Genomic DNA, 24,596 nt, shown 5'->3' with positions numbered 1-24,596 from the left:
GCGGACGACCGCGCGAGCGCGCGTCAGCTCTTCTCGCAGGCGATCCCGTCGCCGTCGGCGTCGAGCTTCTTGTTCGCCGAGTAGAGCGCGTCGTCCTTCTTGACCGTGCCCTGCAGCGCCCGGTACGAGACCTTGCCCTTCGAGGTGACGCGGTTCTTCGTGACGGACTTCTTCGCGATGCCGCCGGAGTACACCTTGTGCACGGCGGTGCAGTTCGCGTAGGTGGTCGCGGCGGCCTGCGCGGTCGAGGCGCCGCCGACGACGACGGACGCGGCGAGCACGGTGGCGGCGGCGGTGACGCTGAGGGTTCGGGTGAGTCGCACGACCCGAGAGTACGTCAGGTCACGGCGTCCACGACCACCCCAGAACGAGGCGCGACGTCGGCGGCGTGGTGCATGCTCGACGCATGGACGGCGAGACGTTGCACGAGGTCGCGGCCCGGACCGCGATGGCCCTGCCCGCGGTGGCGGAGACCCAACCCTTCGGCGAGGGTGCGTTCGTCTACAAGGTGGTCGGGAAGATGTTCGCGATGACGTCCGAGCTGCGGGGCGTCCCGATCGTGAACCTCAAGTGCGCGCCGCCGCACGGTGCCGCCCTCGTCCGCGACCACGCCGAGATCACCCCCGGTTGGCACATGAACAAGCAGCACTGGATCACGCTCGCTCCCGGCGACGGCATCGACGAGACCCTGGTGGAGGACCTGGTCGGCAACGCCTACGACCTCGTCGTCGCGAAGCTGCCTGCGGCGAAGCGTCCGATCGACCCGGTCCTGCGGACGCGCCCCGAGTGACCGTCGAACTCGTGTGTGACGATCCGCGCCCTCGACACGTCCCATCGGTGCGGGGGGCGACGGCCGCTCCGCCCAGCCCACGTCCACCCACCAGCAGTAGAAGGAACGCGTGTCCCACCAGCCCCTCACCGACCTCGACGACGCCGTCCTCGCCGGTCGCGCGTCCGACGGTGACGTCCGGGCGTTCGAGGTCCTCATCCGCCGGTACACCCCGCTCCTGCGGGCCTACGCCCGGCGGACCCTCGGTTCGACCGACGAACTCGACGACGTCGTGCAGGAGACCTTCATCACCGCGTGGAACCGGCTCGACCGGCTCGAGGACGGCGCGCGGGTCAAGTCGTGGCTCATGCGGATCCTCAGCCGGAAGTGCATCGACCGCATCCGCGCGCGCCGGTTCCACGACGACGTCACCGAGCTCGAGGTGGAAGCGCCGGCGGCAGACGCTCCGGACCGTGTGGCGGAGGCCCGCTCGCGCGAGCAGGCGGTCGAGGCGGCGCTCGCCGAACTCCCCGAGCTGCAACGGCGGTGCTGGATCATGAAGGAAGTGCTGGAGTACCGGTACGAGGACATCGCAGAGGAACTCGACCTGCCGCCCTCGACGGTCCGCGGACTGCTGTCGCGGGCGAGGAAGAACATGATCCGTCTGATGGAGGGATGGCGATGACCGACCGTGACACCGTCCGGCTCGAGTCACTCGAGCCCGACGACCTCGACGGGCACACGATCGACGAGCTCGCCGACTACCTGGACGCCGGCATGCTTCCGGCGGACCCGAGCATCGACGACTCGCCCGCGTGCCAGAACGCACTCGCCGCGATCGTGCGACTCCGGCAGTCGTCCCAGAGCTCGCTGGAGGCCGCTGCCGCAGCCGAGGCACCGGCCGACGAGTCCTGGATCAGCGGCGTCCTGGCGAACATCTCGCTCGAGGCGCGTGCTGGCCGTGACGTCCCGCTCCGGCCCGCGGCGCCGACCGAGCAGCCCGTCGTGACCGAGGGAGCCATCCGTTCCCTCATCCGCGCCGCCGGCGACACGGTGCCCGGTGTCGTGGTCACCCGGTGCTCCCTCGACGGTGAGGTCGTGCAGCTCGACGCGCCCGTGCGGGTGACCGTCGAGGTGGGTGTGCGGAACGGCACGCACATCCCGACGGCCGCGGCACTCGTGCGGACGGCGGTCGCCGAGGTGCTCGCCGCGCACACGCACCTCGAGCTCGAAGCGATCGACGTCGTCGTCCGCGACCTGCTCCCCGCCCGGACGGAGCCGGACACCGTGACCCCCGAGGAGGACGCATGAGCACCACCGACCCGACCTCGGCCACCGACGAGGCCTTCGCGGCCGTCGAGCAGGCCGTGCTGGCCGTGCCCGGCGTCGCCGAGCTGTACCGCGCTCGACCGACCCTCGGCAGCGCGGTGGCGGCTGCACGCTCCCTGGCGGCCCGCTCGTCGGTGGCCCGGGTGGTCCTGGACGGCGACGTCCTGCGGATCGTGATCGGGACGGACGGCTCCCGACCGGCGCCGGAGACCGCGCACGCGGCGCACCTGGCCGCGCTCGCCGCCGCGAGCGCACGGGGCATCGAGCTCAGCCGCGTGGACGTCCGGATCGCGCGCGTCGGCTGACGCACTCCGGGCTGCCGGCGGTGCGGACGGGAGGCGCGGTGCGGACCTGCACCGCGCCTCCCGTCCCACGGGCGGTCACCGAGCGCGGTCCGCGACCTCCAGGACCACGACGATCGCCGCGACGAGCACCGCGGTCGCGACCAGGGTGACCGTGGGCACCGCGATGCTGGCCAGCACCGCGAGCGCGAGCACCACGACGACGACGTTCCACCCCGTGGTCAACGACGGCCGCAGCGCGAGCGCCCAGATCGACAGCACGAACAGGGCCACCGGCACCGCGATCGTGGCGGCGACGGTCACGTGCGACAGGTCGGCCTCGCCCGCGTCGGCGCTCACGGCGACCTCGATGCCGGCGGGCAGCGCTCCGGCGGCGGCGAACACGAAGTAGTGGCCGTACCCGAACACGAGGGCGGTGGGCAGGGAACGGATGTGGTCGTGCTGCTCCCGTGAGAAGTAGATCCACCAGAGTCCGGCGACGATGACGAGCCCGCACGCGGCCAGCACGAGGAGGGAGCCGAGGTGGTCGGCGTGCGCGATCCCGTCGATGACCGCGTTCGCGGAGGCCACCAACCCCTCCCCGAGGACGATGAGCGTGAAGAGGGAGTACCGCTCTGCGATGTGACGGGTGTGCCACGGGGTCGTGCGGCTGCCCGCCTCCGCGAAGGGCGGCACGAGGACCTCGAGCAGGATGAGCACGGGGACGGTGGCCGTGGCCGTCGGGTGGGGGAGCCACAGTGCGGCGACCCACAGCACCTGGACGACCACGATCGACACGGCGTACCGGAGCGCTGTGCGTCGGTACTCCGGCGACGAGGCGGCCGCGCGGAGCCACTGCCCGACGAGCGCCAAGCGCATCACGACGTAGCCGACGACGACGATCCCGGTGGACCCGTCGACCATCGCGGCGTGCACCCCGGCGGCGAGGACGAGCACGCCCGCCATCTGCACGAAGGTCATCACCCGGTAGAGCCAGTCGTCGGTGTCGAACGACGTCGCGAACCAGCTGAAGTTGATCCACGCCCACCAGATCGCGAAGAAGACGAAGGCGTAGGAGAGGACGGCGGAGGACACGTGCCCCTCGACCTCGATCTCGTGGAGGTTCGATGCGGCGAACCCGACGGCGACGACGAAGACCAGGTCGAAGAGGAGCTCGAGGGGGCTGGCGGCCCGGTGTCCCTCGGCGGGGTCCCGGGGCACCATGCGGCGGAGTCCGATGGAGGTCACCCGGTATGCCTACACGAGAACGACCCCGGGTGCAGGACCCGGAGTCGTTCGTCGTGCGTGGCCGTGCCCGATCAGTAGAAGTTCGAGGCCTGCGAGTGCGCCCACGCGGCGCAGGGCGTGCCGTACGACTGGCTGATGTACCGCAGCCCCCAGGTGATCTGGGTGGTGGCGTTGGTCCGCCAGTCCGAGGCGATCGTCGCCATCTTCGAACCCGGGAGCGCCTGCGGGATGCCGGTAGCGCCGCCGTTCGCGTTGACCGCCTGGTAGTTCCAGCCGGACTCCTTGGTCCACAGGCTGTCGAGGCACTGGAACTGGTCGGCGCCCCAGCCGTACTCGGACGACGCGAGGGCGCTGGCGGTGGCCTTGGCGCCCGCGGGCGTGTTCGCGGCGGCTTGCTTGCGGGCGGCTGCTGCCGCCGCTGCCCGCGCCTCAGCTGCCTGCTCGGCCGCGGCGGCTGCGGCGGCCTTCGCGTCGGCGTCGCGCTTGTCCTGCATGGCGCTGGCGGCGGCGACCTCGGTGGTGGCGTCGACGGTCGAGGAGATGCGGGAGGTGAGTGCGGCACCGGAGAGCGTTCGGTAGTCGTCGAGCGCGTCGATGCGACGCTCGAGGCCCGAGGTGTCGGTCTTGCCGTTGGCGGTGTCCACCACGCTCTGCGCCGTGGCGATGGTCGCGGCGGCCTGGGCGCGGTCGAGGGCGGTGCCGTCGAGCGCCGGTGCGGGCGTGGTGCTGGCGGTCGGCATGCCGAGTGCCTCGCCGATGGCGGGCTGCGTGCCGACGGTCGCGATCCCGCCGACGACGGCGAGGACCGCGGCGCCTCCGACCATGAGGGTGGTCGGACGCCGGAGCGCGCGGCGCAGTCGTCGGTTCGGGGTGTTCAGGGCCTCACGTCGGGTCGAGGCGGTGGTCGTGGGGAGTGCGGTGTTGCGTCCTGTCATCGATTCCGGTGGTCGGCCGGCTCGTGGTGCGCAGCTCGTGACGCTGCGTGCGGGGTGGGGGAGCACGCAGGACGACGGACGGGGTGACGTCCGTCGTCGGGAGCTCGCGAGCCGGGGGAGGACCGGACGGTGGTGTGGGGCCCGTCCGTCCGCCGGCGGGCGACCGCGGGTGGTCGCCGCTGGGCGAAGCGGCCACGATGACCGGTCATGCTGGACGTGCCGTCCAGGGTCGCTGGCAGAACCGTCCGTCCACCCCTTGGTAACGGTTCGGTAACGCCTCGATCAGAGGCCGGAGGTGGGAGCTTCCTGGGCGCCCTCGCCCTGGGCGACCCGTTCGAGTGCGTCCAGCGCTCCCGCGATCGCGTCGACGTCCGCGTCGGGCAAGCCTGCGATGAGTCCGGCGACGATGCCCGTGCGGTTCGAGCGGGCTCGTTCGACGGCGGCGATGCCCTCGGGTGTGGCACTGACCATGAAGGCCCGGCCGTCCCGCGGGTCCGCTTCCCGCTCGATGAACCCCCGCTGCTCGAGCTCCGTGAGGATGCGGGTCATCGTCGGCTTCGTGACGACCTCGATCCGCGACAGGTCGCCGGGGCGCAGGGGTCCCTCGCGCTGGATGGTCGCCAGCGCGGAGACGATGCCGTACCCGAGGGAGGCCGAGTCGGACCGCGCGCGCCGGTTGATCCGCCCGACCGCCGCGGCCAGTCGTGCGGCGATCTCGGTACGGTCCGGCTGACGGTGGCTCATGCGGTGCTCCGGGTCCTGCGGCGGGTGGTCGCGGGTGATGCTACCGGCTCGGCGGCGCGGGTGACTGACAGCCGCCCGCCGGACGCCGGAGCGGTCGCCGTGCCCCGCGCGGACCACGAACCGCCCGCCTCGGACGCGCGAGACCGGCGGTTCCTGAGCGGGTGCTCAGTCGTCTCAGCGCTTCTCGCCCGGGAGGAGGTGGATCGCCTCGGTGGCCAGCTCCGCGGCGATGTTGTCGCCCGACGCCGTCGCCTCGCGAAGGCGCCGGAAGTCGGCGGTCTGCTGGTCCCAGTCGACGAGCTCGTCGAGGTTCGGCAGCCGCAGTCGGAACGCCAGACCGTCCATCGTGTCGCGGCAGACGCGCTGCAGGTTCTCGTTCCCGCACTCCTCGACGTAGAGCGCGAAGACGTCGAGGGCGTCGTGGTTCACGGCGCTGACGTCGTGCGACTCGTAGTCGGCGATGGTCGCGTCGAGCTTCGCGAGGATCTTCTTCTTCGCGGTCGCACCGAGACGCGGGACCGCGAGCCGCACGACGCCGCCGAACAGGACGCCCAGGGTCTGGAGCGCCTCGACCACCTCGGCCGGGTCGGGTGTGGTCACGCGCGTGTACCGGTTCGGTGCCATCTCGATGAGGCCGGCGCGGGCGAGCTGGCTCAGCGCTTCGCGGATCGGCGTGCGGGAGACGCCGAGCCACGCGATCAGCTCGTCGTCGTTGAGGCGCTCGCCGGGCTCGAGCGTGCCGTCCATGATCGCGTCGTGGATCTTCTGACGCACGGTGTCGCGGAGCAGCTGGTGCTCGGTCGGTGCGCTGGTCGGGACCGGCATGCGGGTTCCTTCGGCTCGGGAGGGCGGCGGACGGGTCGCGCAGGGGACCCGCGCCTCACGGTACCTGATATACGAACGGTGTTGCGCTCGGTCGGCAGCGTGTCAGTCGTCGAGTCCCAGCAGGCGCACCGTGGTCGCGTCCTCCTCCCCGTCGTACCAGCGGTCGAGCACGGCGCGGAACGGAGCGGCGTCCGCAGCCGCACGGGCGAACAGCGTCATCGAGGAACGCAGCTTCACGGCGTCGATGCCGCCGAGGAGGTCGTCGACGGTCCGTGCCGGCGCGTCCGCCGCCGCCGCGGACGCCTCGTGCAGCCGCGGGCCGAGGACGGGGTGCCCGAGGTACGCCCGCGCTTCCCCGAGTCCGGAGATCGCGTACCGCTGCGCCGTGGTCGAGCGGCCGAGCCCGACGAGCTGCGGGAACACGAACCACATCCAGTGCGACGACTTCCGTCCGCGGCGCAGCTCGGCGAGCGCGGTGTCGTGGACGCCGTCCTGCGCGCGGACGAAGCGGTCGAGGTCGTACTGGTCGGTGCTCACCGGACCACGTCCCCCCAGCCGTACCGGACCGTGGTGCCGTCCACCACGAGCAGCGAGTCGGGCTCCCGGTCGAACAGCCCGGGCATGCCGACGGCGTCCGGCAGGTCTCCGTCGAGTCGCTCGGCGTGGGCAGCACGGATCGTCAGCGGTGGGTGCTGCCGCTGCCAGAACAGCGTCTGGGCGAGGTGTCGTGCGTGGATGCCCTGACGCGTCGTGAGCTCCGTCGCCAACGGGGTGTCGACGACGGCGCCGGCCACGACCCGGACGGCCACGTCGTGACGGGGCTGCGGCGTGCCTCCCGTCCTCGCCAGCGCGCCTGGCGACCCCGGCAGCCCACCGGCCGTCCGCCCCCGCACCCACCGCACGGGGTGCAGGGCGCGTGCCGGGTGTCGCACCGATCGGTAGGACAGCGTGTCCCCGCGCCGCCGCGCGCGTGCGTGCGCGAACGTGTACGGCACCCCGAGCAGCGCGTGCGCGGCGACGATGGCGGGCACGTTGGCGGTGTCCACCGTGCGGTAGACGACCCCGCGGCGGCCGCTGTCGTCCACCGTCGGGACCTCGATCGTGACCTCGGTCATGGTGCCGAGGCGTCCGGACGGCGGGAACGGCGGGACGCGCGTCTCGCGGAAGACGTAGGCCGACAGCCCGGCCCACGCGCTGCCGTCGATGACGTCCGGGCGTGTGCCGCGGGGGACCAGGCGTGCGAGGGAGGCCGGCTCGTGCCGCCAGTGGGCGAACACGATGTCCTCCCACGCGTGCACCGTGACCGGGCGGTGCAGCAGCGGCACCGCGGCACGGGCGCGCGACGGCTCGGTCACCGCTTCGGCGCGTGCCGGCCGACGCGCACGGCCCAGGCGACGAGCGGTGCCTGCAGCGGCAGGCGGAGGACGGACAGGAGCCGCATGGTCCGGCTCGACCGCGGACTGTCGAGCAGGTCGCCGGCCATCTTCAGGTTGGCGGGGAACACCGCGAGGAACAGCGCCGCCGCCGCCCACCCGGCCGCCCGACGCGTCGCCGGGATCGCGAGACCCGTCGCGATGCCGAGCTCGGCGGCCCCGGAGGCGAGGGTGGTCAACCGGGGCGGCAGTGCGTCGGGAACGATGCGGTCGTAGCCGCGCGGCCGCACGAAGTGGGTGACACCGGCGCCGCCCAGCACGACGGCCAGACCGGCGGCGGTACGGGTGGCGCGTCGTTCGCGCTCGCGTCGTCGCATGGACCCATCGTGCCCGCGTCGTCCTCGACGCGCACCGAGAGCACCCGGGGTGTCAGGTGAGCGCGGTCGCCACGAGGTCCAGGATCGCCGCGGCGACGTCCGCCTTGCTGCCGGAGGTCTCGCGGACGACCTCGCCGCCCGGGACGAGCACCTCGATCGCGTTCTCCTCGCGTTCGAACCCCGACGACCAGCCGACGTGGTTCACGACCAGCAGGTCAGCGGGCTTCCGGGCGATCTTGGCGCGACCGAGCTCGATGCGTGCGGCGCGGTCGGGTTCGGTCTCGGCCGCGAACCCGACGATGATCTGGCCCGTCCGCCGGGACGCCACGAGGTCGGCGAGGACGTCGGGGTTCCGCACCAGCTCGAGCGTCAGGCGGTCGCCCTGGGCGTCCTTCTTGAGCTTCTCGGCGTGCACCTCGGCGGGACGGTAGTCGGCGACCGCGGCGGTCATCACCACGACGTCGGCATCGGCTGCGGCGGCGTGGACCGCCTCGGCCAGTTCGAGCGCGGACCCGACGGGCACGACCGTGGCCTCGAGGTCGCGGGTGAGCGAGGCGTCGAGGTTCGCAGCGACCACCGTGACGTCCGCCCCGCGCCGAGCGGCGTCGGCGGCGATCGCGAGGCCCTGGCGGCCGCTCGACCGGTTGCCGACGAAGCGGACGGGGTCGAAGGGCTCGCGGGTGCCACCGGCGCTGACGAGGACGCGCACCCCGGCGAGGTCGCCCTGCTCGCCACGGGCGCCGGTCCCCGCGAGGTCGGTCGCGCCCGCCTTGTCGCTCGCACTGGCCCCGCGCCCGTCGGTCGGTCCGGCATCGCCGCGCCCGTCGGTCGATCCGCCGTCGCCGACCGGGAGGCGCGGGTCGGCTGCCGCAGGTCGTCCTGCGTCCGCGCCCTGGCCGAGCACAGCGAGCGCGCCGGCGACGATGTCGTCCGGCTCCGCCATGCGCCCCATCCCGGCGTCGTCGCCCGTCAACGCGCCCACGACGGGCCCGACGAACCGGACGCCGCGCTCCCGGAGCACGGTGACGTTCGCCCGGGTGGCCGGGTGCTCCCACATCTGCGGGTGCATCGCGGGTGCGACCACGACGGGCGCCTCGGTCGCCAGGAGCGTCGTGCCGAGCAGGTCCGGGGCGAGACCGGCGGCCATCCGGGCGAGGGCGTCGGCGGTGGCGGGGGCGACGACCACGAGGTCCGCGCGGCGGCCGAGGGACACGTGTCGGACCTCGGCGACGTCGTCGAACACGCTCGTCGTCACCGGGTTCCGGCTCAGCGCCTCGAGCGTCGGCAGTCCGACGAAGCGGAGCGCCCCCTCGGTCGGGACGACGTGCACGTCGTGCCCGAGCCGCACGAGTCCGCGGACCACCCCCACGGCCTTGTAGGCGGCGATGCCCCCGGTGATCCCCACGACGACGGTCAGACGGCGCTCTGCTGGTGCGTTCACGCCCGTCACGCTACCCGCGGCGGCGTGCGAGGATCGATCGCATGTGCACCGTCGTCGTCCGGGTCGACCCGGGGTCCGAGTGGCCCGTCACGATGCTCGCCCTCCGCGACGAGTCGCCCGAGCGGCCGTGGGACCCACCGGCCGCGTGGTGGCCCGACCGTGACCCCGCCGTCCGTGGCGTCCGTGACCGGTCCGCCGGCGGAGCGTGGCTCGCGGCGTCGGACTCGGCGGGACTCGCGGTCGTGCTCAACCGCGGGGAAGCGGTGCCGAGCGCCGACGGCACCTGGACGACCCGCGGCGTCGTGCCGCTCGACGCCGTCGCCGGCGCGTTGCCGGGACAGGACGGGACGCTGCCGACCACGCGCGCGTTCAACCTCGTGCGCGCCACGGCGGACGGCGCCGAGGTCGTGACGTGGGACGGCTCCCGGGTCCGCACCACGCCGCTCGGACCGGGCGTGCACATGGTCACGCACGGCGAACCGGACGACCCGGTCGCGCCACGCATCGGGCGGTGGCTCGACGCGTTCCGGGCGGTCGACGCTCCCGTCGGCCCGCCGGAGCTCGGTCCGTTCGACGAACTCCGTGCCGTCGACGCCGGCGACGACGCGGGCGACGGGTGGAGCGGGTGGTTCGGACTGCTCGCCGACTCGGCCGCGCTGCCGACGGACCACCCGGACGCGATCCTCCGTGACGCCCACGAACGCGAGGGGCACGTCGCCACGCTGTCGATCGTGGCGGCGGCGGTCGGTCCCTCGCGCACGGTGCTGCAGCACGCCCGACTCACCCAGCCGGGGCGGTTGGACGGGTCCGTCGAGCTCCACCGCGCCTGAACCCCGCCACAGCGCGGGACCGGTCACGCCATAGACGACGCGCGTAGCGTCCGAGCGTGATCTGCGGAACACGCTCCCTCCTCGCCACGGTGACGGCGCTCGCCGCCGTGCTCGCGCTCGGAGCATGCGCCGAGGACGCCACGGTCGCCGCGACCCCGACCTCCGTGGTGACCCGGACGGCCCGGCCGTGGGACCGTGCACCGGGAGCGCGTGTGGTCGTCATCGGTGACTCGATCACCGGCGGGCACGGTCTCGCGGACGGTGAGGCGTGGCCCGCGATGCTCGCGAAGCAGGAGCGGTGGCAGCTCACGAACCTGTCGTGCGACGGCGCCGGGGTGCTCACGGCCGGTGACGGTGACGCGTGCGACAGCACCTACGAGGCGCTCGTGCAGCGCGCGGTCGACCTCCGTCCCGCGGTGGTGCTGGTCCAGGCGAGTTCGAACGACCTCGGCCAGGACGACGACGAGGTGGACGGGGCGAGCGAGGAGCTCGTCGCCGACGTCCACCGCCTCCTGCCGCACGCACGCGTCATCGGTCTGAGCGCGATCTGGGCCGAGCAGGCCCCTCCCGACCAGCTCGCGTCGATCTCCGACGCACTCCGGTCGGCGGTGCAGGAGGAGGGCGGGACCTTCGTCGACATCGGCGAACCGCTGCGCGGGCACCCGGAGTGGATGCAGTCGGACGACGTGCACCCGACGTCCCGCGGGCAGCGCGCGATCGAGGCTGCGGTGGCGGCGGCGTTCGCGCGGGACGACGTGCAGTTCTGATCGCGCCCGTGCGCCGGGCCGCCCGTGCGCAGGCCGCGCGGGACCGGGCTGCACCGGCGGGACGGGACCGCGCCGCGCCTCCCGACCGGTGACTCAGGCGGGCGGCGTCGTCCCGGTGAGGTCCTCGGCGACCGCCCACAGCGACCGGGCCAGGTCCGCGCTCCGGGCCGACCGGGGGATCGACGCCGTGGTGGTCGGACCGACGAGCCCGAAGGGGCCGGACGGTCCGTAGTAGGCACCCCCGACCGCGTTCGGGCCCACGGCCGCGTACAGCAGCGGCTCGGAGCCCTGTGCGACGTCCTGCGTGAAGGGGAGCGCCCGGTTGCTCGCCCGCACCGGCTTCGCCCGGCCGAGGGACCTGCCGGCCGACTGGAGGTTCGTGCGGGTGTACCCGGGGTGCGCCGCGGTGCTGACGAGTGGCCAGTCGAGCTCCACGGCGAGGCGGTGCAGGTGCAGTGCGAGGAGGAGGTCCGCGAGCTTCGACTGTGCGTAGGCGCGCCAGCCGTTGTACCCGCGTTCCCACTGCAGGTCGTCGAAGCGGATCCGACCGGGGACCGCCGCGATGCTCGACATCGTCGCCACGCGCGGGTCGGACGCGCGCAGGAGCGCGGGCAGCAGGAGGTTGGTCAGCGCGAACGGGCCGAGGAAGTTCGTCCCGAACTGGAGCTCGAAGCCGTCCACCGTCTCGAAGCGCCGCGGCGGTGCCATCACACCAGCGTTGTTCACGAGCACGTCGAGCGGGCGGTCCTCGGCGAGGACCCCGGCGGCGAAGCGGCGCACACTGGACAGGTCGGCGAGGTCGAGTTCCCGGACCTCCACGTCGGCGTCCGGGTGGTCGGTGCGGATCGACGCCGCGGCGTCCTCACCCTTCGACGGGGTCCGGACGGCGAGGACGACGGACGCGCCGGCCGCGGCGAGGCGCGTGGCGGTCTCCCGACCGGTCCCGCTGTTCGCGCCCGTGACGATGATGCGGCGGCCGGTCTGGTCGGGGATCTGCGGCATGTCGGTGACCGTACACGCGGGGGCTGGCCACCAGCGGGAGCGCGTGCTACATTGATGCAAACGCATGGAAATGTGTCTGGAGGAGACATGAGCAACGCATTCGGCACCGACCGCCCCTCGGACGTGCCGCCGCCCGCACCCGAGCGGATCGGACCAGTGCAGCTCGGTCTCGACACCTTCGGCGACGTCACCGAGCTCCCGGACGGCAGCACCAAGTCGGACGCGCAGAGCATCCGTGACGTCCTCGACCAGGCGGTCCTCGCCGACCAGGTCGGCGTCGACTTCATCGGCGTCGGCGAGCACCACCGCGCCGACTTCGTGGTGAGCGCGCCGGAGGTCGTCCTCGCCGCCATCGCCGCCCGGACCTCCCGCATCCGCGTCGGCTCGGCGGTCACGGTGCTCTCGTCCGACGACCCCGTCCGCGTGTACGAGCGCTTCGCGACGGTCGACGCGCTCTCCGACGGGCGTGCCGAGGTCATCCTCGGTCGCGGCTCGTTCACCGAGTCCTTCCCGCTCTTCGGGTACGACCTCGCCGACTACGAGGTCCTCTTCGAGGAGAAGCTCCAGCTCTTCGCCGCCCTGCGTGGCGGCGACAAGGTCACCTGGTCCGGCATGAAGCGCGCGTCCCTCGTCGACCAGGACGTCTTCCCCAAGCTCGAGCACGGCCCCATCCCGACCTGGGTCGGCGTGGGCGGTTCGCCCCAGTCGGTCATCCGTGCCGCGTCCTACGGCCTGCCGCTGTTCCTCGCGATCATCGGCGGGCAGCCGGCGCAGTTCGCCCCGTTCTCACGCCTCTACCGCCAGGCGCTCACGCAGCTCGACCTGCCGCAGCAGCCCATCGCGATGCACTCGCCCGGTTTCGTCGCCGCCACCGACGAGGAAGCCGCCGAGCGCTACTGGCCGTACCACAAGGCCGTCACCGACCAGCTCGGCCGCGAGCGCGGCTGGCCGCCCCTCGACGTCGCCGGCTACCGTGCCGGGCTGTCCGCCGGCGGCTCGCTCTACGTCGGCTCGCCCGAGACGGTCGCGCGGAAGATCGCGCGGAACATGCGGATCCTCGGCGTCTCCCGGTTCGACATGCGGTACGCGACCGGCCGGCTCCCGCACGAGGACATGATGCGGTCGATCGAGCTCTACGGCACGCAGGTCGCGCCGCGGGTGCGCGAGCTGCTGGCCGAGCCCGTCCCCGTCCCGTAGGCGCTCCGTCCGACCGCGCGGTCGCGCTGTCGGACGGGAGGCGCGGTGCGCTTCCTCGACGCGCCCTCACGGGGCCGACGGGTACCGTCCAGGGCATGTCGTCGCGTCCTGCTGCCCTCGAACGCCGGTTCCGCGGTCGGATCGCGGGCGTCGGCACGACCTCGGGCGTCCGCATGGTGATCGGGATGTGGGAGCAGTCGCCGTTCGGGGCGTTCACGGACGTGTTCGTGGAACTGCCCGACGGCTCCAGCGTGCTCCTCGCACCGGACGAGATCGTCGCCGCCTACGTCTCCGGCACCTACCGGTTCGACGCCGTCTCGGTCGTGGACGTCAGCGCTCGCCGGACCGCGCGCGGGATCGAGCTCAACGCCGGGGCCCTCCGTGCATCGATCGCCGTCGGCGCGATCTCGCCGCTCGGACGCGTGCTCCGCATCGTCCCGAAGCGCGTCGCGCGGGACCCCCGTTGGCTCGCGGCGATCGACCCGGTGGCGCGCATCGTCGCACCGGGTTCGGCCACGGCGGGATCCGCCGGGAACGGCCGCCGCGAGTACTACGGCGTGACCGGGGCGCACGACGTCACGGCCGTCAGCGGCACCTGGGCCGATGAACCGCTGGGTTCGTTGGCGCCGCTCGACCCGCCCGTCGCGTTCGGCTTCGCGTCGATGCCGCGCATCCCGCAGGTCGTGGACGTCGAGACGACCATCCGCGAGCCCGCCTGACGCACCGCCGCGCGACGCCCCCGGCGCCGGGCGAGCCGTGCGGACCGGACCGACGTGTCGGACGCGGGTCGCGCCTCCCGGCCTGCCCGGACGCGCCCAGGGTGGAGGGGCACACTGGTCGGAACGGAACGCGCCCCGGGGAGACCCGGCCGCACGTCGGGCACAACGGGGCGCACGACGCGAGAGGAGCACCATGACCGACACAGAGGCAGACCAGCGCGCAGCCATCTCGGACATCGTCCACGGAGCCCACACGGCACTGCTGACGACCGTGAGCGAGGACGGCCAGCTCCACGCACGACCGCTCGCCGTGCAGGACAAGGCGTTCCACGGCACGCTCCGGTTCCTCGTGCAGGACGGCAGCGAGAAGGTCGAGGACATCGCCCGCAACCCGCACGTCAACGTCGCGATCGAGTCACAGGGCGGCTACCTGTCCATCGCCGGCACCGCGACCGTGACCCGCGACGACTCGGTGATCGACGAACTGTGGTCGCCGTTCGCCGAGGCGTGGTTCCCCGAGGGGCGGCAGGACCCGTCGATCCGGCTCCTCACCGTCGAGGGTGACTCGGTCGAGTACTGGACGCAGGACACCGGCCCCGTCGGCAGCCTCGTGCAGACGCTCAAGGCTGCGATCGGCAAGCAGAGCCAGCCGGACACCGGGGACCACGGCACCGTCCAGCTCTAGCGGTGGGGGCGGGTCCGGGGCCGACCCGGAACGACGTTGTCGATGTCGTACGACAGCGGCGACGTCGTTCCGGGTCGGCGTCACCCGACCGCCCGGCTCGTCACGGCGGGCCGAGCAGCCACAGCACGGCGACCAGCACCGGCTGCCCGAGGACCGCGCAGACCACCAGGGTCCACCGCATCCACGGCTTCGCCACGAGTTCCGGCGACCCGAACAGCGGCGCGAGCGGCATGAGCAACCGGGGCGTCGACGCCATCGGCAGCGACACCGCGAAGATGTAGAGCGCGTACGCCGCCGAGAACAGCACGGTCGTGGTGCCCAGCTTCCGGGTGGACCGGCGGAGCAGCCAGACCGGGTACGACACCAGCAGGAACACCACGATGAGCACGCCGCCGACGCCGAGCCAGCGCGCCGCGATGAGGAACCACGGCGTGAGCGGCATGAAGTCGACCCGACCGATGAAGTTCACCCACCAGGACATCTCGGTCTCGAGGTAGGCGTTCGGCTGCCCCGTCACGTGCGCGGCGATGAGCGGCCAGGCGAACCCGGCGGCGACCATCACGACCCCCGCGGCGACGACCTGCACCCGTTCGAGCACCGGGAACGCGTCGAGCGTCCGTACACCGTCGGCACGGGCTGCGCGTCGGGCTCCCACCCACCGGACGAGCGCGACGACGCCGAGCACGAGCGGGATGGCGAGCGCCCCGGGGCGGGTGAACGCCGCGACGACACCGAGGAGCGTCAGCAGTCCGTAGCGCCGACGCTCCAGGGCGAGGAGCGCGCCGAACGTCAGCGCGAGGAACATGCTCTCCGCGTAGCCCACCTGCAACAGGAAGGACAGCGGGCCGCACGTGAAGAAGAACACCGCCCACAGTGCCGCGGCCGACCCAGCCCGGTCGGCGACGAGGCGGTGCAGCAGGACGGTGGCGAGGAGCCCGGCGAGCAGCGCGATCGCCGGCGCGCCGACGTCGAACGGCACGCCCGTCGACGCGGTCAGCATCCGGATGGTGAACGGGAACGCGGGCAGGAACGCCCACGCGTTCTGGGCGACGTGCCCCGCGGCGTCGAGCGGCAGCGTCGACGGGTAGCCGTGCACCGAGATCTGCTCGTAGTACTGGCCGTCCCACGCCGTCAGGAAGTTGAGGAAGCCGTGGTCGTTGCCCCAGATCGCGTTCTCGGGCAGTGCGCGCCCGATGAGCGGGTACGCCAGGGCGAGCCAGAACGTGGACGCGATGCGCCCTCCGGTCCACACCAGGAGCACGGCGGCCCACGCCGGGAGACTCGTCGCGAGGTCGAGGACCCGGCGACGTCCGCTGGTGATCGACTCGGGGAGGGTCCCGTCCAGTCGACTCACCGCAGCGCTCCGCGGTGTTCGGGCAGGGCAGGGGGCACGCCCCGAGCGTAGACGGCGGTGGCCTGGGCGTTCCTCACAGAGCGGCTCGGTGCGCGTTCCGGCGTCGATCCGGAGCGGATCCGGACGGGAGGCGCGGCGTGCGTTCTGCAGGGCAGAAACGGCTCGGCGGGTGGCCGGTGCCCGTCGTCCGTGCTCGCCTAGCCTGGAGTCCCCGTCCACCATCCGTGAGGAGCACCGTGCCGAACAAGACCGCCATCGTGACCGACAACGCCCCGAAGCCCGCCGGGCCCTACAGCCAGGGCATCGTCGCGAACGGCTTCCTGTACACCGCCGGCTTCGGCCCGCAGGACCCCGCGACGGGTGAGATGGCCGACGACGTCGCCGGTCAGACCGCCCAGGTGCTCGCCAACGTCGCCGCCGTGCTCGCCGAGCACGGGGCATCGCTCGACGACGTCGTGAAGTCGACCGTGCACCTCGAGCACTCCGACCGGGACTTCGCGGCGTTCAACGAGGAGTACGCGAAGCACTTTTCCCAGCCGTACCCGGTGCGCACGACCGTGCAGTCGCACCTCGCCGGCATCCTCGTCGAGATCGACGTCGTCGCGGTCCTCCCGACCGGTCGGTGACCCGACTGCCTCGGCGTCTGATCGCTGAGTGAAGCTTCATCGACCCCCGGCTCCCCAGCCGTCCCGACGGACGCCGGAGCCGGGGGTCGCGTGCGTCAGCAGCCCCCCGGCGAGCACCGGGACCCCCGCGACGAGGACGTCGTCGATGCCCTCGGCGAGCAGCATCGGCTCGTCGTACGTCGAGCGGGCACGGACCCGTCCTGGGTCGACCACGACGAGGTCGGCGGTCCAGCCCGGCGCCACGGCACCCCGCCGGCCGAGCCGGAAGAGCTCCGCCGGCAGCGTCGACAGGTGCTGCTGCACCTCCCACCAGGAGAGCAACCCCGTACGGGCGTAGTCGCCGAGGTAGCGCGCGAAGGTGCCGTACGCGCGGGGGTGCGGGTGCGTGCCGACGAAGATGCCGTCGGACCCGCCGGTGTGACCGCCGTACCGGAACAGCGCTGCCAGCTGGTCGGGCGTCCTGGGGTGCGGGACGCGCATCACGACGGTGACCTGCAGCTCCGAGTCGACGAGGACGTCGAGCGCGAGGTCGACGGGGTCCGTGCCCGTGGCGCCCGCTGCCTCGGCGAGGGTCCGGCCCTGCAGGGCGTGGAACTCGGCGGCCGGGACGTGCGAGAGCGTGATCTGTCGCGCCCAGTCCGTCCCGAGGTCGGCCCGACCGAGCACGCGTTCCAGCACGGCCGCGCGCACGGCCGCTCGTCCGTCGTCCGTCCGGATCGCCCGGGCGAGGTCGTCCGTGCCGGGGCGCGCGAGTGCGGCGGGCAGCAGCAGCATGGACAGGATCGTGCACCCGCGCGAGTACGGGTAGGCGTCGAACGACAGCGGCGAACCGGCCGCCTCGGCGCGGTCGAGCTCCGCGAGTGCGAGGTCGACGGGCGCGTGCAGGTGCGACACGTGGGCGCGTCCACCGCCGGCGCGGACGATCCGGACGATCTCGTCGATGCCCGCTGCGGCGTTCGTCTCGTACCCGCCGCGCATGTGCGTGACGTAGCGGCCCTCGACGGCAGCCGACTCGGCGGCGAGCGCGGCGATCTCCTCGGCGTCGGCGAACAGCCCGGGGACGTAGTCGAGGCCGGTCGCGAGCCCGACCGCGCCGTCGGCCATGCCCTGCCGGACGAGGGCGCGCATCGCGTCGAGCTGGGCAGCGGTCGGACCGCCGGGCTCGTCGCCCATCACCTCGTGCCGCACGGTACCGGCGGGGACGAGTGCGGCGACGTTGACGGCGGTGGTGCCGTCGTAGGTCGCGAGCAGCCCCGCGATCCCGCCGCCGCGGTAGGTCGGATGGGGGCCGTCGATGGCGGCGAAGTACCGGGCTGCGTAGGAGCCGTCCCCGGGTGCCGGCCCGACGCCGTCCTGGCCGGTGATGATCGTCGTGACGCCCTGGCGGAGCAGTGCGAGCTGGACGTCCTCGTCGAACACGAGGGAGCCGGCGTGCGAGTGGGCGTCGACGAAGCCGGGCATGACGAGGCGGCCGTCACAGTCGATCGTGCTGGCCCCCGCCGGCGATCCCGACCGGGTGCCGACGTCGACGATCCGTCCGTCCTCGACGAGCACGTCGGCGCGCACGATTCCCTCGTCCGCGACGACCGCGCCGCCGCGGAGGAGGACCGGGCGCGCCCGCTCGCTCACCGCGCGAGTCCCGCGACGAGCCGCTCGGCGCGGGCGCGGAGGGCGTCGAAGTCGCCGCTGGTCAGGGCGTCGCCGACGAGCGGCGAGCCGAGCCCCACCGCCACCGCCCCGGCCGCCAGGTAGTCGGGCGCGTCCTCCACCCCGATGCCACCCGTGGGGATCACGTCCACGAAGTCGAGCGGCGCGAGCACCTGCTTGAGGAACGCCGGGCCGCCGAGCTGCGCGGCCGGGAAGACCTTCACGGCACGCGCGCCGAGCCGCCAGGCGTGGACGATCTCGGTCGGGGTCGCGGCCCCGGGGTACCAGCCGAGCCCGCGTTCGTGGGCGCGTTCCCCGACGGCGGGGTCGAGGTGGGGGCTGACCGCGAACACCGCGCCCGCCGCGGCCGCTTCGTCGAGCTGGCGGGGTTCGAGCACCGTGCCGACCCCGATGGACGCTGCGGTGCCGTAGCGGTCGGCGGCCCAGGCGATGCCCTCCCGCCATCGCGGCGTGTTCGTGGTGATCTCGACCGCCCGGACCCCCGCGTCCACGAGCGTGGCGATCACGTCCTCGACGTGCTCCCCGGTGCCGCCGCGGAGGATCGCGATCGCCGGACCCGCGGCGTGCCGGTGCCGTTCGTGGCCCCGGGAGTCCGGAGCGGTGCTGGTGGTGTCCGTCATGGTTCATTCCTCGTGGTCGTCGGGCGGTGTCGGACCGTGGGGGTCAGCGGTCGACGTGGTCGTGGACGGCGTGGTCGACGTCCGGATCGGTGCGCGGTTCGAGCAGGGCGGCCGGGTCCGGGCGTCGCCAGTCGCTCTCGACGGTGCAGGCGAGGGCGCCGGCGTCGGCGGCGCGGTCGAGTGCCTCGGTGGCGGGGGCGCCGGTCAGGGACGCCGCGAGCCAGCCCGCGACGAAGGCGTCCCCGGCGCCGACGGGGTCCACCACCCGCACCGGGGTCGCCGCCCGGCGCAGGAGCTGCCCGTCGATGGACGCCACCGCCCCGCGCGAGCCGAGCTTCACGACGGCGCGGCCTCGACCGAGCGCGGCGAGGGCGTGTGCGAGCGAGGCCTCGTCGGTGTCCTCGGCCTCGTCGATCCCGAGCACGAGCCGTGCCTCGTCGTCGCCGGCGAACACGATCGAGGCACGGCGGGCGACGGCCCGGTAGCGCTCGCGGGCGGTGTCCGCGTCGATGAGCTTGGGGCGGTGGTTCACGTCGAAGGACACCGGCACGCCGGCTGCCTCCGCACGGTCGACGGCCGCCGTGACGGCATCACGGGCGTGCTCGGAGAGCGCGAGGGTGATCCCGGTGACGTGCAGGAACGCCGCGGACTCGACGATCCCGGGCGGCAGGTCGTCCGGTCGGAACGCCGAGGCCGCGGATCCCCGGCGGTGGTAGGTCACCCGGGTGCGGCCGTCGGCGAGACGTTCCTTCATCATGATCCCGGTCGAGCGCTCGGGGTCCGCCACCGCGACCACGTCGACGCCCTCGTCCCGGACGTCCCTGACCACCCGGTCCCCGGCGGGGTCCGTGCCGACGCGGCCGATCCAGGTCGTCGGCACGCCCGCCCGCACGAGCCCGATCGCCACGTTGCTCTCCGCGCCCCCGGTGTCGACGCGCATGTGTTCGAGGTCCGGAACCGCGCCCGTGTCACCACCGGTCAGGAGCAGCATCGTCTCCCCGAACGTCAGGACGCTGCCGGTCACCGGGTGCCCTTCGACAGTGCGAGCTGGGCGGACGAGGAGCCGAGCGCGACGGAGATCTCCCGCGCGGTGCGGACGACACCGTCCCCGAGTTCGCGGACCGCCGCCGCCGGGAAGCGTGACGCCAGCCCGGAGATGCTCATGGCGCCGACGACCTGGTTCGCGTGGTCGAACACGGGGGCCGCGACGCAGCGGATGTCCGGCTCGTTCTCACGGTCGTCGATGCCGTACCCGCGGCCGTGCGTGCGGTCGATCTCGGCGCGCCAGCGGTCGTCGTCCACGATGGAGTGCTCGGTCATCGCCGTGGCCGGCTCGGCGAGCACACGCTCGAGGAGCTCCGGCTCGCCGAAGGCGACCATGGCCTTGCCGGACGCCGTGTTGCGCATCGGCAGGCGGTTGCCGATCCGGGAGCCCATCCGGACCGTCCCGCGCGTCTCGACCTTGTCGACGTAGACGATGTCGGTACCGTCCGGCACCACGAGGTGGCAGGTGAGGCCGGTCTGCTCGGCCGTCCGTCGGAGGAACGGGGCCGCCGCGGCCCGCAGGTCGATGCCCTCGAGGTAGCTCTGACCGAGCAGGAGCGCGCCGACCCCCAGGGTGAACCCGGCGTCCGGCGTCCGTCGGAGCAGGTCGTTCTCGATCATCGGCGCGGTCAGCCGGAGCACGGTGGACTTCGACGTGCCGAGCTCCGCCGCGAGCACGGTGAGGGACACCGACGTCTCGCCGTTCCGCGTGCGGTCGGCGATGCAGTCGAGCAGCCGGAGCCCACGACGCAGCGACAGCGCGGCGTTGCGCGTCGGGGCGTCGTCGCCGACCGGGACCGCCGGGGTCGTGGCGCGCATCAGAACCACGTCGCGATCGTGTCGAGCACCGTCTCGTCGTCGTCGATGACGACCACCTGACGCCACTTGTCGAAGACGGTGCAGGGGTGCGAGATGCCGAACACCACCACGTCGCCCGGCGTCAGCGCGGGCGCATCGTCGGTCGTCGCGAGGTAGCAGTGCTGGTCGTCGAGGCGTGTCACGGTGACCGACCCGGGTGGGGGGACGATCCGCCGGGCGGCAGCCGCGCCTCCCGGCCCGGCGAGGTCCGTACCGGGCCGGATCGTGCGGACCACGGGCAGTCCCTCGTCGAAGGAGATGTCCCGCTTGCCGACGGCGACGAGTGCCAGGCCAGGCTCCGGGCAGGAGGTGACGCGCCCCCAGACCTCGATCGCGGCGACGAGCGAGCCCTCCTCCGGGTGACGGCCGAACGGGGTGCGCTCGGCGTAGAAGCCGTCGTCGTGCGTGAGGTAGGCGCCGGACCGGAGGAGCACGTCGAGGTCGTCCGGGCGGCCGTCGACGGCGTCGACCACGCCGTCGAACCACGCGCTGCCACCCATGCTGAACAGTGCCCGCGGCGCGTCGACCAGCGGTCGGACGGCAGCCGCGACCTCGAGCACGCCCTCCACGTAGGCACGTGCCGCGTCGACGCCGGGCAGCCCGCCCTCGTACCCGGACACCCCGCGCACGGACAGTCCCGCGACGTGGGCGACCCGGGCGAGGTCCACTGCCGCCGCGGGGGAGCGGACGCCGGTGCGTCCGCCGGGGAAGCCGACCTCGACCAGGACGTGGAGGTCGCCGTCGACCGTCGCCTGCGCCGCACGTCCGGCCTCGACGCCGGCGGGGGAGTCGACGTAGCAGAGCACGTCCGCGTGGGGGTCCGCGGCGCGACGGGAGGCGAGCCAGGCCAGGCCCGTGGGGTCGAGCACCTCGTTCGCGACGAGGATCCGGTGGATGCCGTGCTCCCACGCCACCATCGCCTGCTGCACGGACGCCACCGTGACGCCCCACGCACCTGCCGCGACCTGCCGTTCGGCGAGGACGGGGGCCATGTGCGTCTTCATGTGCGGCGCGAAGAGCAGGCCGTGACGGTCGACGTAGGCCTGCATGACGGCGGTGTTGTCCGCGAGCGCGGTCTCCCGCAGCGTCATCACCGGCAGGTACGCGTGGTCGAGGACGTGACGCGTCGGCGGCGCCGCGGGGTCCGGAGCACCCTTCGTCGTGACGGTGCCGGGGGCGGTCGCCGGGGGTGTGGTCGTCATCGAGCCTCCTTGCGTCTGCGGTGCCCCCAACGCTCCTGGTGCCGGGTGGGTCGGGGCAACGCCGTCGTGCTCACCATTCTGCTGTGCAGAACGGTGATTCGCGCGGGTGCACCACGACGTCACGGAAACCGATCGGGGCTAGCATTCGACGTGGCATGACGACGACGATGACGACACGACGACGGGGGAGCACGGCGGTGGCGGTGCTGGTCGCCGGCACGTTCTTCATGGAGCTCCTCGACGGGACGATCCTCGCGACCGCGGCACCGGCGATGGGACGCGACCTCGGGGTGGACTCGGCCGCCGTCGGTGTGGCGATCACCGCCTACCTCGTCACGCTCGCGGTCTTCATCCCGGTCAGCGGGTGGCTCACCGACCGGATCGGATCGCGGACGGTGTTCGCCGGGGCGATCGCCCTGTTCACGGTCGCCTCTGCGTTGTGCGCGCTCTCGACCGGGCTGGTGGACCTGACGATCTGGCGCATCGTGCAGGGACTCGGCGGGGCGCTCATGGTCCCCGTCGGGCGGCTCGTCGTCCTGCGCAGTGCCGGGCGCGACCAGCTCGTCACCGCCATCGCGATCCTGACGTGGCCCGCACTCGCCGCGCCGATCATCGCGCCGTTCGTCGGCGGCGTGCTCGTCGACACACTTTCCTGGCACTGGATCTTCCTCGTGAACATCCCGCTCGGGTGCATCGCGTTCGTCGCCTCCCTCGTGCTCGTCCCGCAGGAGCGCGCGGCGGAGCGAGTGCCCTTCGACTGGACCGGCTCGCTCCTGGCCTGCTTCGGCCTCGGTTCGCTCGTCGTCATGGCGTCCCTGCTCGCACTCGACCGGGTGCCGGTGGTGGCGGTCGTGATCGCCGGTGTCGTCGGCGCCGTCTGCTGCTGGCTGGCGGTCCGGCACTTCCGACGCGCCCCGCACCCGATCATGGGGCTCGAGTCCTTCCGGCTCGAGACCTTCCGTGTCTCCCACGCGGGCGGCGGCCTCTTCCGGTTGGCGGTCTCCGCCGTGCCGTTCGTGCTCCCGCTGCTGTTCCAGGACGCGTGGGGCTGGAGCGCCGTGCTCGCCGGGTCCGCAGTCCTCTGGGTGTTCGTCGGCAACCTCGGCATCAAGCCGATGACGACGCCGTTCCTGCGGTGGTTCGGTTACCGGCCCGTCATCATCGTCTCGAGCGCGGTCGCCGCGGCGAGCGTCGTCGCGATGGTGTTCATGACCGAGGACACACCGTTCTGGGTCCTCGCCGTGCTCCTCGTCGTGAGCGGTGCGGCCCGTTCGGTCGGGTTCACGGCCTACAACACGATCGCCTTCGCCGACGTCGAGCAGGCGGACATGACACCTGCGAACACGCTCTCGTCGACGCTGCAGCAGACGGCCGCGGGCTTCGGGGTCGCGGTCGCCGCGGTGGTCATCCGCGCCGCCGCGGGGCTGTCCGGGTCGGGGCCGTACGACGTCGCGTTCTGGGTCATCGCCGTGCTGCTCGTCGTCGCGTGCGTCGAGGGCGTGCTGATGAGCCGCACAGCGGGGGAGACCGTGCGGCCCGCGGCACGGGTGCGCGCCTGAGCGGGTGCGGCGAGCGGCCGCCGACGGGTGCGCGCCTGACGGGTGCGGCGCGCGGCCGCCGACGCGGGTGCGCCTGACGGGTGCGGCGCGCGGCCGCCGACGCGGGTGCGCCTGACGGGTGCGGCGCGCGGCCGCCGACGCGGGTGCGCCTGACCGCGCGTCGGCCGTTCGCCGCGCCGTCACACGGACGAAACCCGCACCGCGCTACAGTCTCAGCATCCGTTTGCGAACGCCGAGTACGGTTGCCCGCGGCAGGGTGACCGGAAACGCCCGGAACAGGAAGGCAGCATGGCCGCGCCAGAGCAGCAGGGGACGATCGCAGCCGACACGGCCGCGGAACCGACCGCGCTGCGCGTCGTCAGCTACAACCTCCGCGAGCACACCGCCAACGGCGAACTCGCCGCACTGGCCGAGGCATCGCAGGCCGACGTGATCTGCGTCCAGGAGTGCGACAGCAACGACCTCGCACCGTCCGTCGCCGGGTTGTCCCTCGCCGCGTCGACGAAGGCGAACCGGCTCGGGCTCGCGATCTACAAGCGCGACGACCGCTTCGAGGTCGAGGACTTCAGCATCCACTCGCTGCAGAAGTCTCTGCACGACCGGGTCCTGGCCCCCGCCCACGAGCGGCTCATCGCCATGCGTCTGCGCGACACCGAGGCTGACGCCGAGGTCATCGTCGCGTCCTTCCACGCCTCGCCCCTGACGGCCACGAACTCCCTCCGCCGCAAGCAGATCGAGGCGGCGCACCAGTTCGTCCGCGACCTCTCGAACGAGGCGCCGGCGATCATGGTCGGTGACTTCAACTACCCGTGGTTCCAGACGAACCTCCGCCGGAAGATCGAGCAGCACGGGTTCGCGCTGTCGCTCTCCGACCAGCCGACGTACCTGCGCTACCGCAAGTTCACCGGACACTTCGACTTCGCGACGAGCGTCGGGCTGCACATCGCCGGCGTGGAGACCCTGCCCGCGGGCATCTCGGACCACCGGCCGATCCTGGTGCGGGCGCACTACGAGCACCCGGGAGCGACGGGCGCGGTCGCCGCCGTCGAGTCCCCGGCCGCCTGACTGCCGCCCGCCGCGGCTGGCGGGCGCGCTGGATACCGCGAGCGAGCAGGACACGCCGCGCGCGTTGCGTCGAGTGCG

28 protein-coding genes are annotated in these 24,596 nt (G+C 73.3%); 12 read left to right on the top strand and 16 right to left on the bottom strand.

Annotated features, from left to right (window positions below):
• Positions 1-23 precede the first annotated feature (23 nt).
• Positions 24-323, bottom strand: a complete 300-nt coding sequence (locus tag ACTJKO_RS16010) for an excalibur calcium-binding domain-containing protein (RefSeq protein WP_440690142.1) — start codon at positions 321-323, stop codon at positions 24-26.
• A gap of 83 nt (positions 324-406) precedes the next feature.
• On the opposite strand from ACTJKO_RS16010, the gene ACTJKO_RS16005 reads away from it, so the two are divergent.
• The 4 genes from ACTJKO_RS16005 to ACTJKO_RS15990 all read left to right on the top strand — a co-directional run bounded on the left by ACTJKO_RS16005 (position 407) and on the right by ACTJKO_RS15990 (position 2,403).
• Positions 407-790, top strand: coding sequence for an MmcQ/YjbR family DNA-binding protein (locus ACTJKO_RS16005; protein WP_440690141.1), 384 nt, complete (start codon positions 407-409; stop codon positions 788-790).
• A gap of 109 nt (positions 791-899) precedes the next feature.
• On the top strand, positions 900-1,454 hold the full coding sequence (locus tag ACTJKO_RS16000) for an RNA polymerase sigma factor (RefSeq protein ID WP_440690140.1): 555 nt from the start codon (positions 900-902) through the stop codon (positions 1,452-1,454).
• The gene (locus ACTJKO_RS15995; protein WP_440690139.1) at positions 1,451-2,080 is read left to right on the top strand and encodes a hypothetical protein; all 630 of its coding nucleotides are present in this window, start codon (positions 1,451-1,453) and stop codon (positions 2,078-2,080) included. The genes ACTJKO_RS16000 and ACTJKO_RS15995 overlap by 4 nt, the downstream gene beginning before the upstream one ends.
• Positions 2,077-2,403: a hypothetical protein gene (locus ACTJKO_RS15990; RefSeq protein WP_440690138.1), complete on the top strand. Its 327-nt coding sequence runs from the start codon at positions 2,077-2,079 to the stop codon at positions 2,401-2,403. The genes ACTJKO_RS15995 and ACTJKO_RS15990 overlap by 4 nt, the downstream gene beginning before the upstream one ends.
• A 75-nt stretch (positions 2,404-2,478) precedes the next feature.
• On the opposite strand, the gene ACTJKO_RS15985 is transcribed toward ACTJKO_RS15990, so the two are convergent.
• The 8 genes from ACTJKO_RS15985 to ACTJKO_RS15950 all read right to left on the bottom strand — a co-directional run bounded on the left by ACTJKO_RS15985 (position 2,479) and on the right by ACTJKO_RS15950 (position 9,298).
• The gene (locus ACTJKO_RS15985; protein WP_440690137.1) at positions 2,479-3,627 is read right to left on the bottom strand and encodes a low temperature requirement protein A; all 1,149 of its coding nucleotides are present in this window, start codon (positions 3,625-3,627) and stop codon (positions 2,479-2,481) included.
• Between the two features lie 71 nt (positions 3,628-3,698).
• Positions 3,699-4,562, bottom strand: coding sequence for a phospholipase (locus ACTJKO_RS15980; RefSeq protein ID WP_440690136.1), 864 nt, complete (start codon positions 4,560-4,562; stop codon positions 3,699-3,701).
• Positions 4,563-4,844: 282 nt separating this feature from the next.
• Positions 4,845-5,306, bottom strand: a complete 462-nt coding sequence (locus ACTJKO_RS15975) for a MarR family winged helix-turn-helix transcriptional regulator (protein WP_440690135.1) — start codon at positions 5,304-5,306, stop codon at positions 4,845-4,847.
• A 174-nt stretch (positions 5,307-5,480) separates the two neighbouring features.
• Positions 5,481-6,131 (bottom strand): GntR family transcriptional regulator, encoded by a 651-nt coding sequence (locus ACTJKO_RS15970; RefSeq protein WP_440690134.1) that lies wholly within the window; start codon positions 6,129-6,131, stop codon positions 5,481-5,483.
• A 102-nt stretch (positions 6,132-6,233) separates the two neighbouring features.
• Positions 6,234-6,668, bottom strand: a complete 435-nt coding sequence (locus ACTJKO_RS15965; RefSeq protein ID WP_440690133.1) for a DUF1810 domain-containing protein — start codon at positions 6,666-6,668, stop codon at positions 6,234-6,236.
• The gene (locus tag ACTJKO_RS15960) at positions 6,665-7,486 is read right to left on the bottom strand and encodes a YqjF family protein (protein WP_440690132.1); all 822 of its coding nucleotides are present in this window, start codon (positions 7,484-7,486) and stop codon (positions 6,665-6,667) included. The genes ACTJKO_RS15965 and ACTJKO_RS15960 overlap by 4 nt, the downstream gene beginning before the upstream one ends.
• Positions 7,483-7,881 (bottom strand): DoxX family protein, encoded by a 399-nt coding sequence (locus ACTJKO_RS15955; RefSeq protein WP_440690131.1) that lies wholly within the window; start codon positions 7,879-7,881, stop codon positions 7,483-7,485. The genes ACTJKO_RS15960 and ACTJKO_RS15955 overlap by 4 nt, the downstream gene beginning before the upstream one ends.
• Positions 7,882-7,933: 52 nt before the next feature.
• Positions 7,934-9,298, bottom strand: a complete 1,365-nt coding sequence (locus tag ACTJKO_RS15950; protein ID WP_440690172.1) for a bifunctional phosphopantothenoylcysteine decarboxylase/phosphopantothenate synthase — start codon at positions 9,296-9,298, stop codon at positions 7,934-7,936.
• 65 nt (positions 9,299-9,363) lie between these two features.
• Between ACTJKO_RS15950 and ACTJKO_RS15945 the strand changes: the two genes are divergently transcribed.
• Positions 9,364-10,152 (top strand): NRDE family protein, encoded by a 789-nt coding sequence (locus ACTJKO_RS15945; protein ID WP_440690130.1) that lies wholly within the window; start codon positions 9,364-9,366, stop codon positions 10,150-10,152.
• Positions 10,153-10,208: 56 nt separating this feature from the next.
• Complete coding sequence (locus ACTJKO_RS15940; protein WP_440690129.1) at positions 10,209-10,919, top strand: SGNH/GDSL hydrolase family protein; 711 nt, start codon at positions 10,209-10,211, stop codon at positions 10,917-10,919.
• Between the two features lie 93 nt (positions 10,920-11,012).
• Here ACTJKO_RS15940 and ACTJKO_RS15935 read toward each other — a convergent pair whose 3' ends face one another.
• Entirely contained in the window at positions 11,013-11,921 is a 909-nt protein-coding gene (locus tag ACTJKO_RS15935; RefSeq protein ID WP_440690128.1) for an SDR family oxidoreductase, read from the bottom strand.
• 87 nt (positions 11,922-12,008) lie between these two features.
• Between ACTJKO_RS15935 and ACTJKO_RS15930 the strand changes: the two genes are divergently transcribed.
• The 3 genes from ACTJKO_RS15930 (at position 12,009) to ACTJKO_RS15920 (ending at position 14,522) form a co-directional block, all read left to right on the top strand.
• Positions 12,009-13,118, top strand: a complete 1,110-nt coding sequence (locus ACTJKO_RS15930; protein WP_440690127.1) for an LLM class flavin-dependent oxidoreductase — start codon at positions 12,009-12,011, stop codon at positions 13,116-13,118.
• Positions 13,119-13,213: 95 nt separating this feature from the next.
• A complete protein-coding gene (locus tag ACTJKO_RS15925; protein ID WP_440690126.1) occupies positions 13,214-13,837 on the top strand; it encodes a hypothetical protein in 624 nt (207 codons plus the stop codon).
• 193 nt (positions 13,838-14,030) lie between these two features.
• The gene (locus ACTJKO_RS15920) at positions 14,031-14,522 is read left to right on the top strand and encodes a pyridoxamine 5'-phosphate oxidase family protein (RefSeq protein ID WP_440690125.1); all 492 of its coding nucleotides are present in this window, start codon (positions 14,031-14,033) and stop codon (positions 14,520-14,522) included.
• 100 nt (positions 14,523-14,622) lie between these two features.
• Here ACTJKO_RS15920 and ACTJKO_RS15915 read toward each other — a convergent pair whose 3' ends face one another.
• Positions 14,623-15,876, bottom strand: coding sequence for a hypothetical protein (locus tag ACTJKO_RS15915; protein ID WP_440690124.1), 1,254 nt, complete (start codon positions 15,874-15,876; stop codon positions 14,623-14,625).
• A gap of 236 nt (positions 15,877-16,112) precedes the next feature.
• Here ACTJKO_RS15915 and ACTJKO_RS15910 point away from each other — a divergent pair, with 236 nt between their 5' ends.
• Positions 16,113-16,502 (top strand): RidA family protein, encoded by a 390-nt coding sequence (locus tag ACTJKO_RS15910; RefSeq protein ID WP_440690123.1) that lies wholly within the window; start codon positions 16,113-16,115, stop codon positions 16,500-16,502.
• 36 nt (positions 16,503-16,538) lie between these two features.
• On the opposite strand, the gene ACTJKO_RS15905 is transcribed toward ACTJKO_RS15910, so the two are convergent.
• Genes ACTJKO_RS15905 through ACTJKO_RS15885 form a run of 5 tightly spaced genes read right to left on the bottom strand, consistent with a single transcriptional unit; the run spans position 16,539 to position 21,894 of the window.
• On the bottom strand, positions 16,539-18,131 hold the full coding sequence (locus ACTJKO_RS15905; protein WP_440690122.1) for an N-acyl-D-amino-acid deacylase family protein: 1,593 nt from the start codon (positions 18,129-18,131) through the stop codon (positions 16,539-16,541).
• Positions 18,128-18,790, bottom strand: coding sequence for a bifunctional 4-hydroxy-2-oxoglutarate aldolase/2-dehydro-3-deoxy-phosphogluconate aldolase (locus tag ACTJKO_RS15900; RefSeq protein ID WP_440690121.1), 663 nt, complete (start codon positions 18,788-18,790; stop codon positions 18,128-18,130). The genes ACTJKO_RS15905 and ACTJKO_RS15900 overlap by 4 nt, the downstream gene beginning before the upstream one ends.
• A 43-nt stretch (positions 18,791-18,833) precedes the next feature.
• Complete coding sequence (locus ACTJKO_RS15895; RefSeq protein WP_440690120.1) at positions 18,834-19,814, bottom strand: sugar kinase; 981 nt, start codon at positions 19,812-19,814, stop codon at positions 18,834-18,836.
• Positions 19,811-20,653, bottom strand: coding sequence for an IclR family transcriptional regulator (locus ACTJKO_RS15890; RefSeq protein WP_440690171.1), 843 nt, complete (start codon positions 20,651-20,653; stop codon positions 19,811-19,813). The genes ACTJKO_RS15895 and ACTJKO_RS15890 overlap by 4 nt, the downstream gene beginning before the upstream one ends.
• On the bottom strand, positions 20,653-21,894 hold the full coding sequence (locus ACTJKO_RS15885) for an alanine racemase (protein WP_440690119.1): 1,242 nt from the start codon (positions 21,892-21,894) through the stop codon (positions 20,653-20,655). The genes ACTJKO_RS15890 and ACTJKO_RS15885 overlap by 1 nt, the downstream gene beginning before the upstream one ends.
• 155 nt (positions 21,895-22,049) lie before the next feature.
• Here ACTJKO_RS15885 and ACTJKO_RS15880 point away from each other — a divergent pair, with 155 nt between their 5' ends.
• Both ACTJKO_RS15880 and ACTJKO_RS15875 read left to right on the top strand, forming a co-directional pair.
• A complete protein-coding gene (locus ACTJKO_RS15880) occupies positions 22,050-23,453 on the top strand; it encodes an MFS transporter (RefSeq protein WP_440690118.1) in 1,404 nt (467 codons plus the stop codon).
• A 288-nt stretch (positions 23,454-23,741) separates the two neighbouring features.
• Positions 23,742-24,518 (top strand): endonuclease/exonuclease/phosphatase family protein, encoded by a 777-nt coding sequence (locus ACTJKO_RS15875; RefSeq protein ID WP_440690117.1) that lies wholly within the window; start codon positions 23,742-23,744, stop codon positions 24,516-24,518.
• Positions 24,519-24,596 lie beyond the last annotated feature (78 nt).

It is taken from the genome of Curtobacterium sp. 22159 (assembly GCF_052045775.1).
GTDB lineage: Bacteria > Actinomycetota > Actinomycetes > Actinomycetales > Microbacteriaceae > Curtobacterium.
This window is presented reverse-complemented; position numbering and strand designations above follow the sequence as displayed.

What these genes read in the sequence shown, in the direction of transcription:
- ACTJKO_RS15890 (WP_440690171.1), bottom strand. Translation starts at nt 20,653, where the DNA reads ATGCGCGCCACGACCCCGGCGGTCCCGGTCGGCGACGACGCCCCGACG.
- ACTJKO_RS15980 (WP_440690136.1), bottom strand. Translation starts at nt 4,562, where the DNA reads ATGACAGGACGCAACACCGCACTCCCCACGACCACCGCCTCGACCCGA.
- ACTJKO_RS15970 (WP_440690134.1), bottom strand. Translation starts at nt 6,131, where the DNA reads ATGCCGGTCCCGACCAGCGCACCGACCGAGCACCAGCTGCTCCGCGAC.
- ACTJKO_RS15875 (WP_440690117.1), top strand. Translation starts at nt 23,742, where the DNA reads ATGGCCGCGCCAGAGCAGCAGGGGACGATCGCAGCCGACACGGCCGCG.
- ACTJKO_RS15925 (WP_440690126.1), top strand. Translation starts at nt 13,214, where the DNA reads ATGTCGTCGCGTCCTGCTGCCCTCGAACGCCGGTTCCGCGGTCGGATC.
- ACTJKO_RS15995 (WP_440690139.1), top strand. Translation starts at nt 1,451, where the DNA reads ATGACCGACCGTGACACCGTCCGGCTCGAGTCACTCGAGCCCGACGAC.
- ACTJKO_RS15880 (WP_440690118.1), top strand. Translation starts at nt 22,050, where the DNA reads ATGACGACGACGATGACGACACGACGACGGGGGAGCACGGCGGTGGCG.
- ACTJKO_RS15935 (WP_440690128.1), bottom strand. Translation starts at nt 11,921, where the DNA reads ATGCCGCAGATCCCCGACCAGACCGGCCGCCGCATCATCGTCACGGGC.
- ACTJKO_RS15885 (WP_440690119.1), bottom strand. Translation starts at nt 21,894, where the DNA reads ATGACGACCACACCCCCGGCGACCGCCCCCGGCACCGTCACGACGAAG.
- ACTJKO_RS16005 (WP_440690141.1), top strand. Translation starts at nt 407, where the DNA reads ATGGACGGCGAGACGTTGCACGAGGTCGCGGCCCGGACCGCGATGGCC.
- ACTJKO_RS15975 (WP_440690135.1), bottom strand. Translation starts at nt 5,306, where the DNA reads ATGAGCCACCGTCAGCCGGACCGTACCGAGATCGCCGCACGACTGGCC.
- ACTJKO_RS15930 (WP_440690127.1), top strand. Translation starts at nt 12,009, where the DNA reads ATGAGCAACGCATTCGGCACCGACCGCCCCTCGGACGTGCCGCCGCCC.
- ACTJKO_RS15920 (WP_440690125.1), top strand. Translation starts at nt 14,031, where the DNA reads ATGACCGACACAGAGGCAGACCAGCGCGCAGCCATCTCGGACATCGTC.
- ACTJKO_RS15990 (WP_440690138.1), top strand. Translation starts at nt 2,077, where the DNA reads ATGAGCACCACCGACCCGACCTCGGCCACCGACGAGGCCTTCGCGGCC.
- ACTJKO_RS15955 (WP_440690131.1), bottom strand. Translation starts at nt 7,881, where the DNA reads ATGCGACGACGCGAGCGCGAACGACGCGCCACCCGTACCGCCGCCGGT.
- ACTJKO_RS15945 (WP_440690130.1), top strand. Translation starts at nt 9,364, where the DNA reads ATGTGCACCGTCGTCGTCCGGGTCGACCCGGGGTCCGAGTGGCCCGTC.
- ACTJKO_RS15900 (WP_440690121.1), bottom strand. Translation starts at nt 18,790, where the DNA reads ATGACGGACACCACCAGCACCGCTCCGGACTCCCGGGGCCACGAACGG.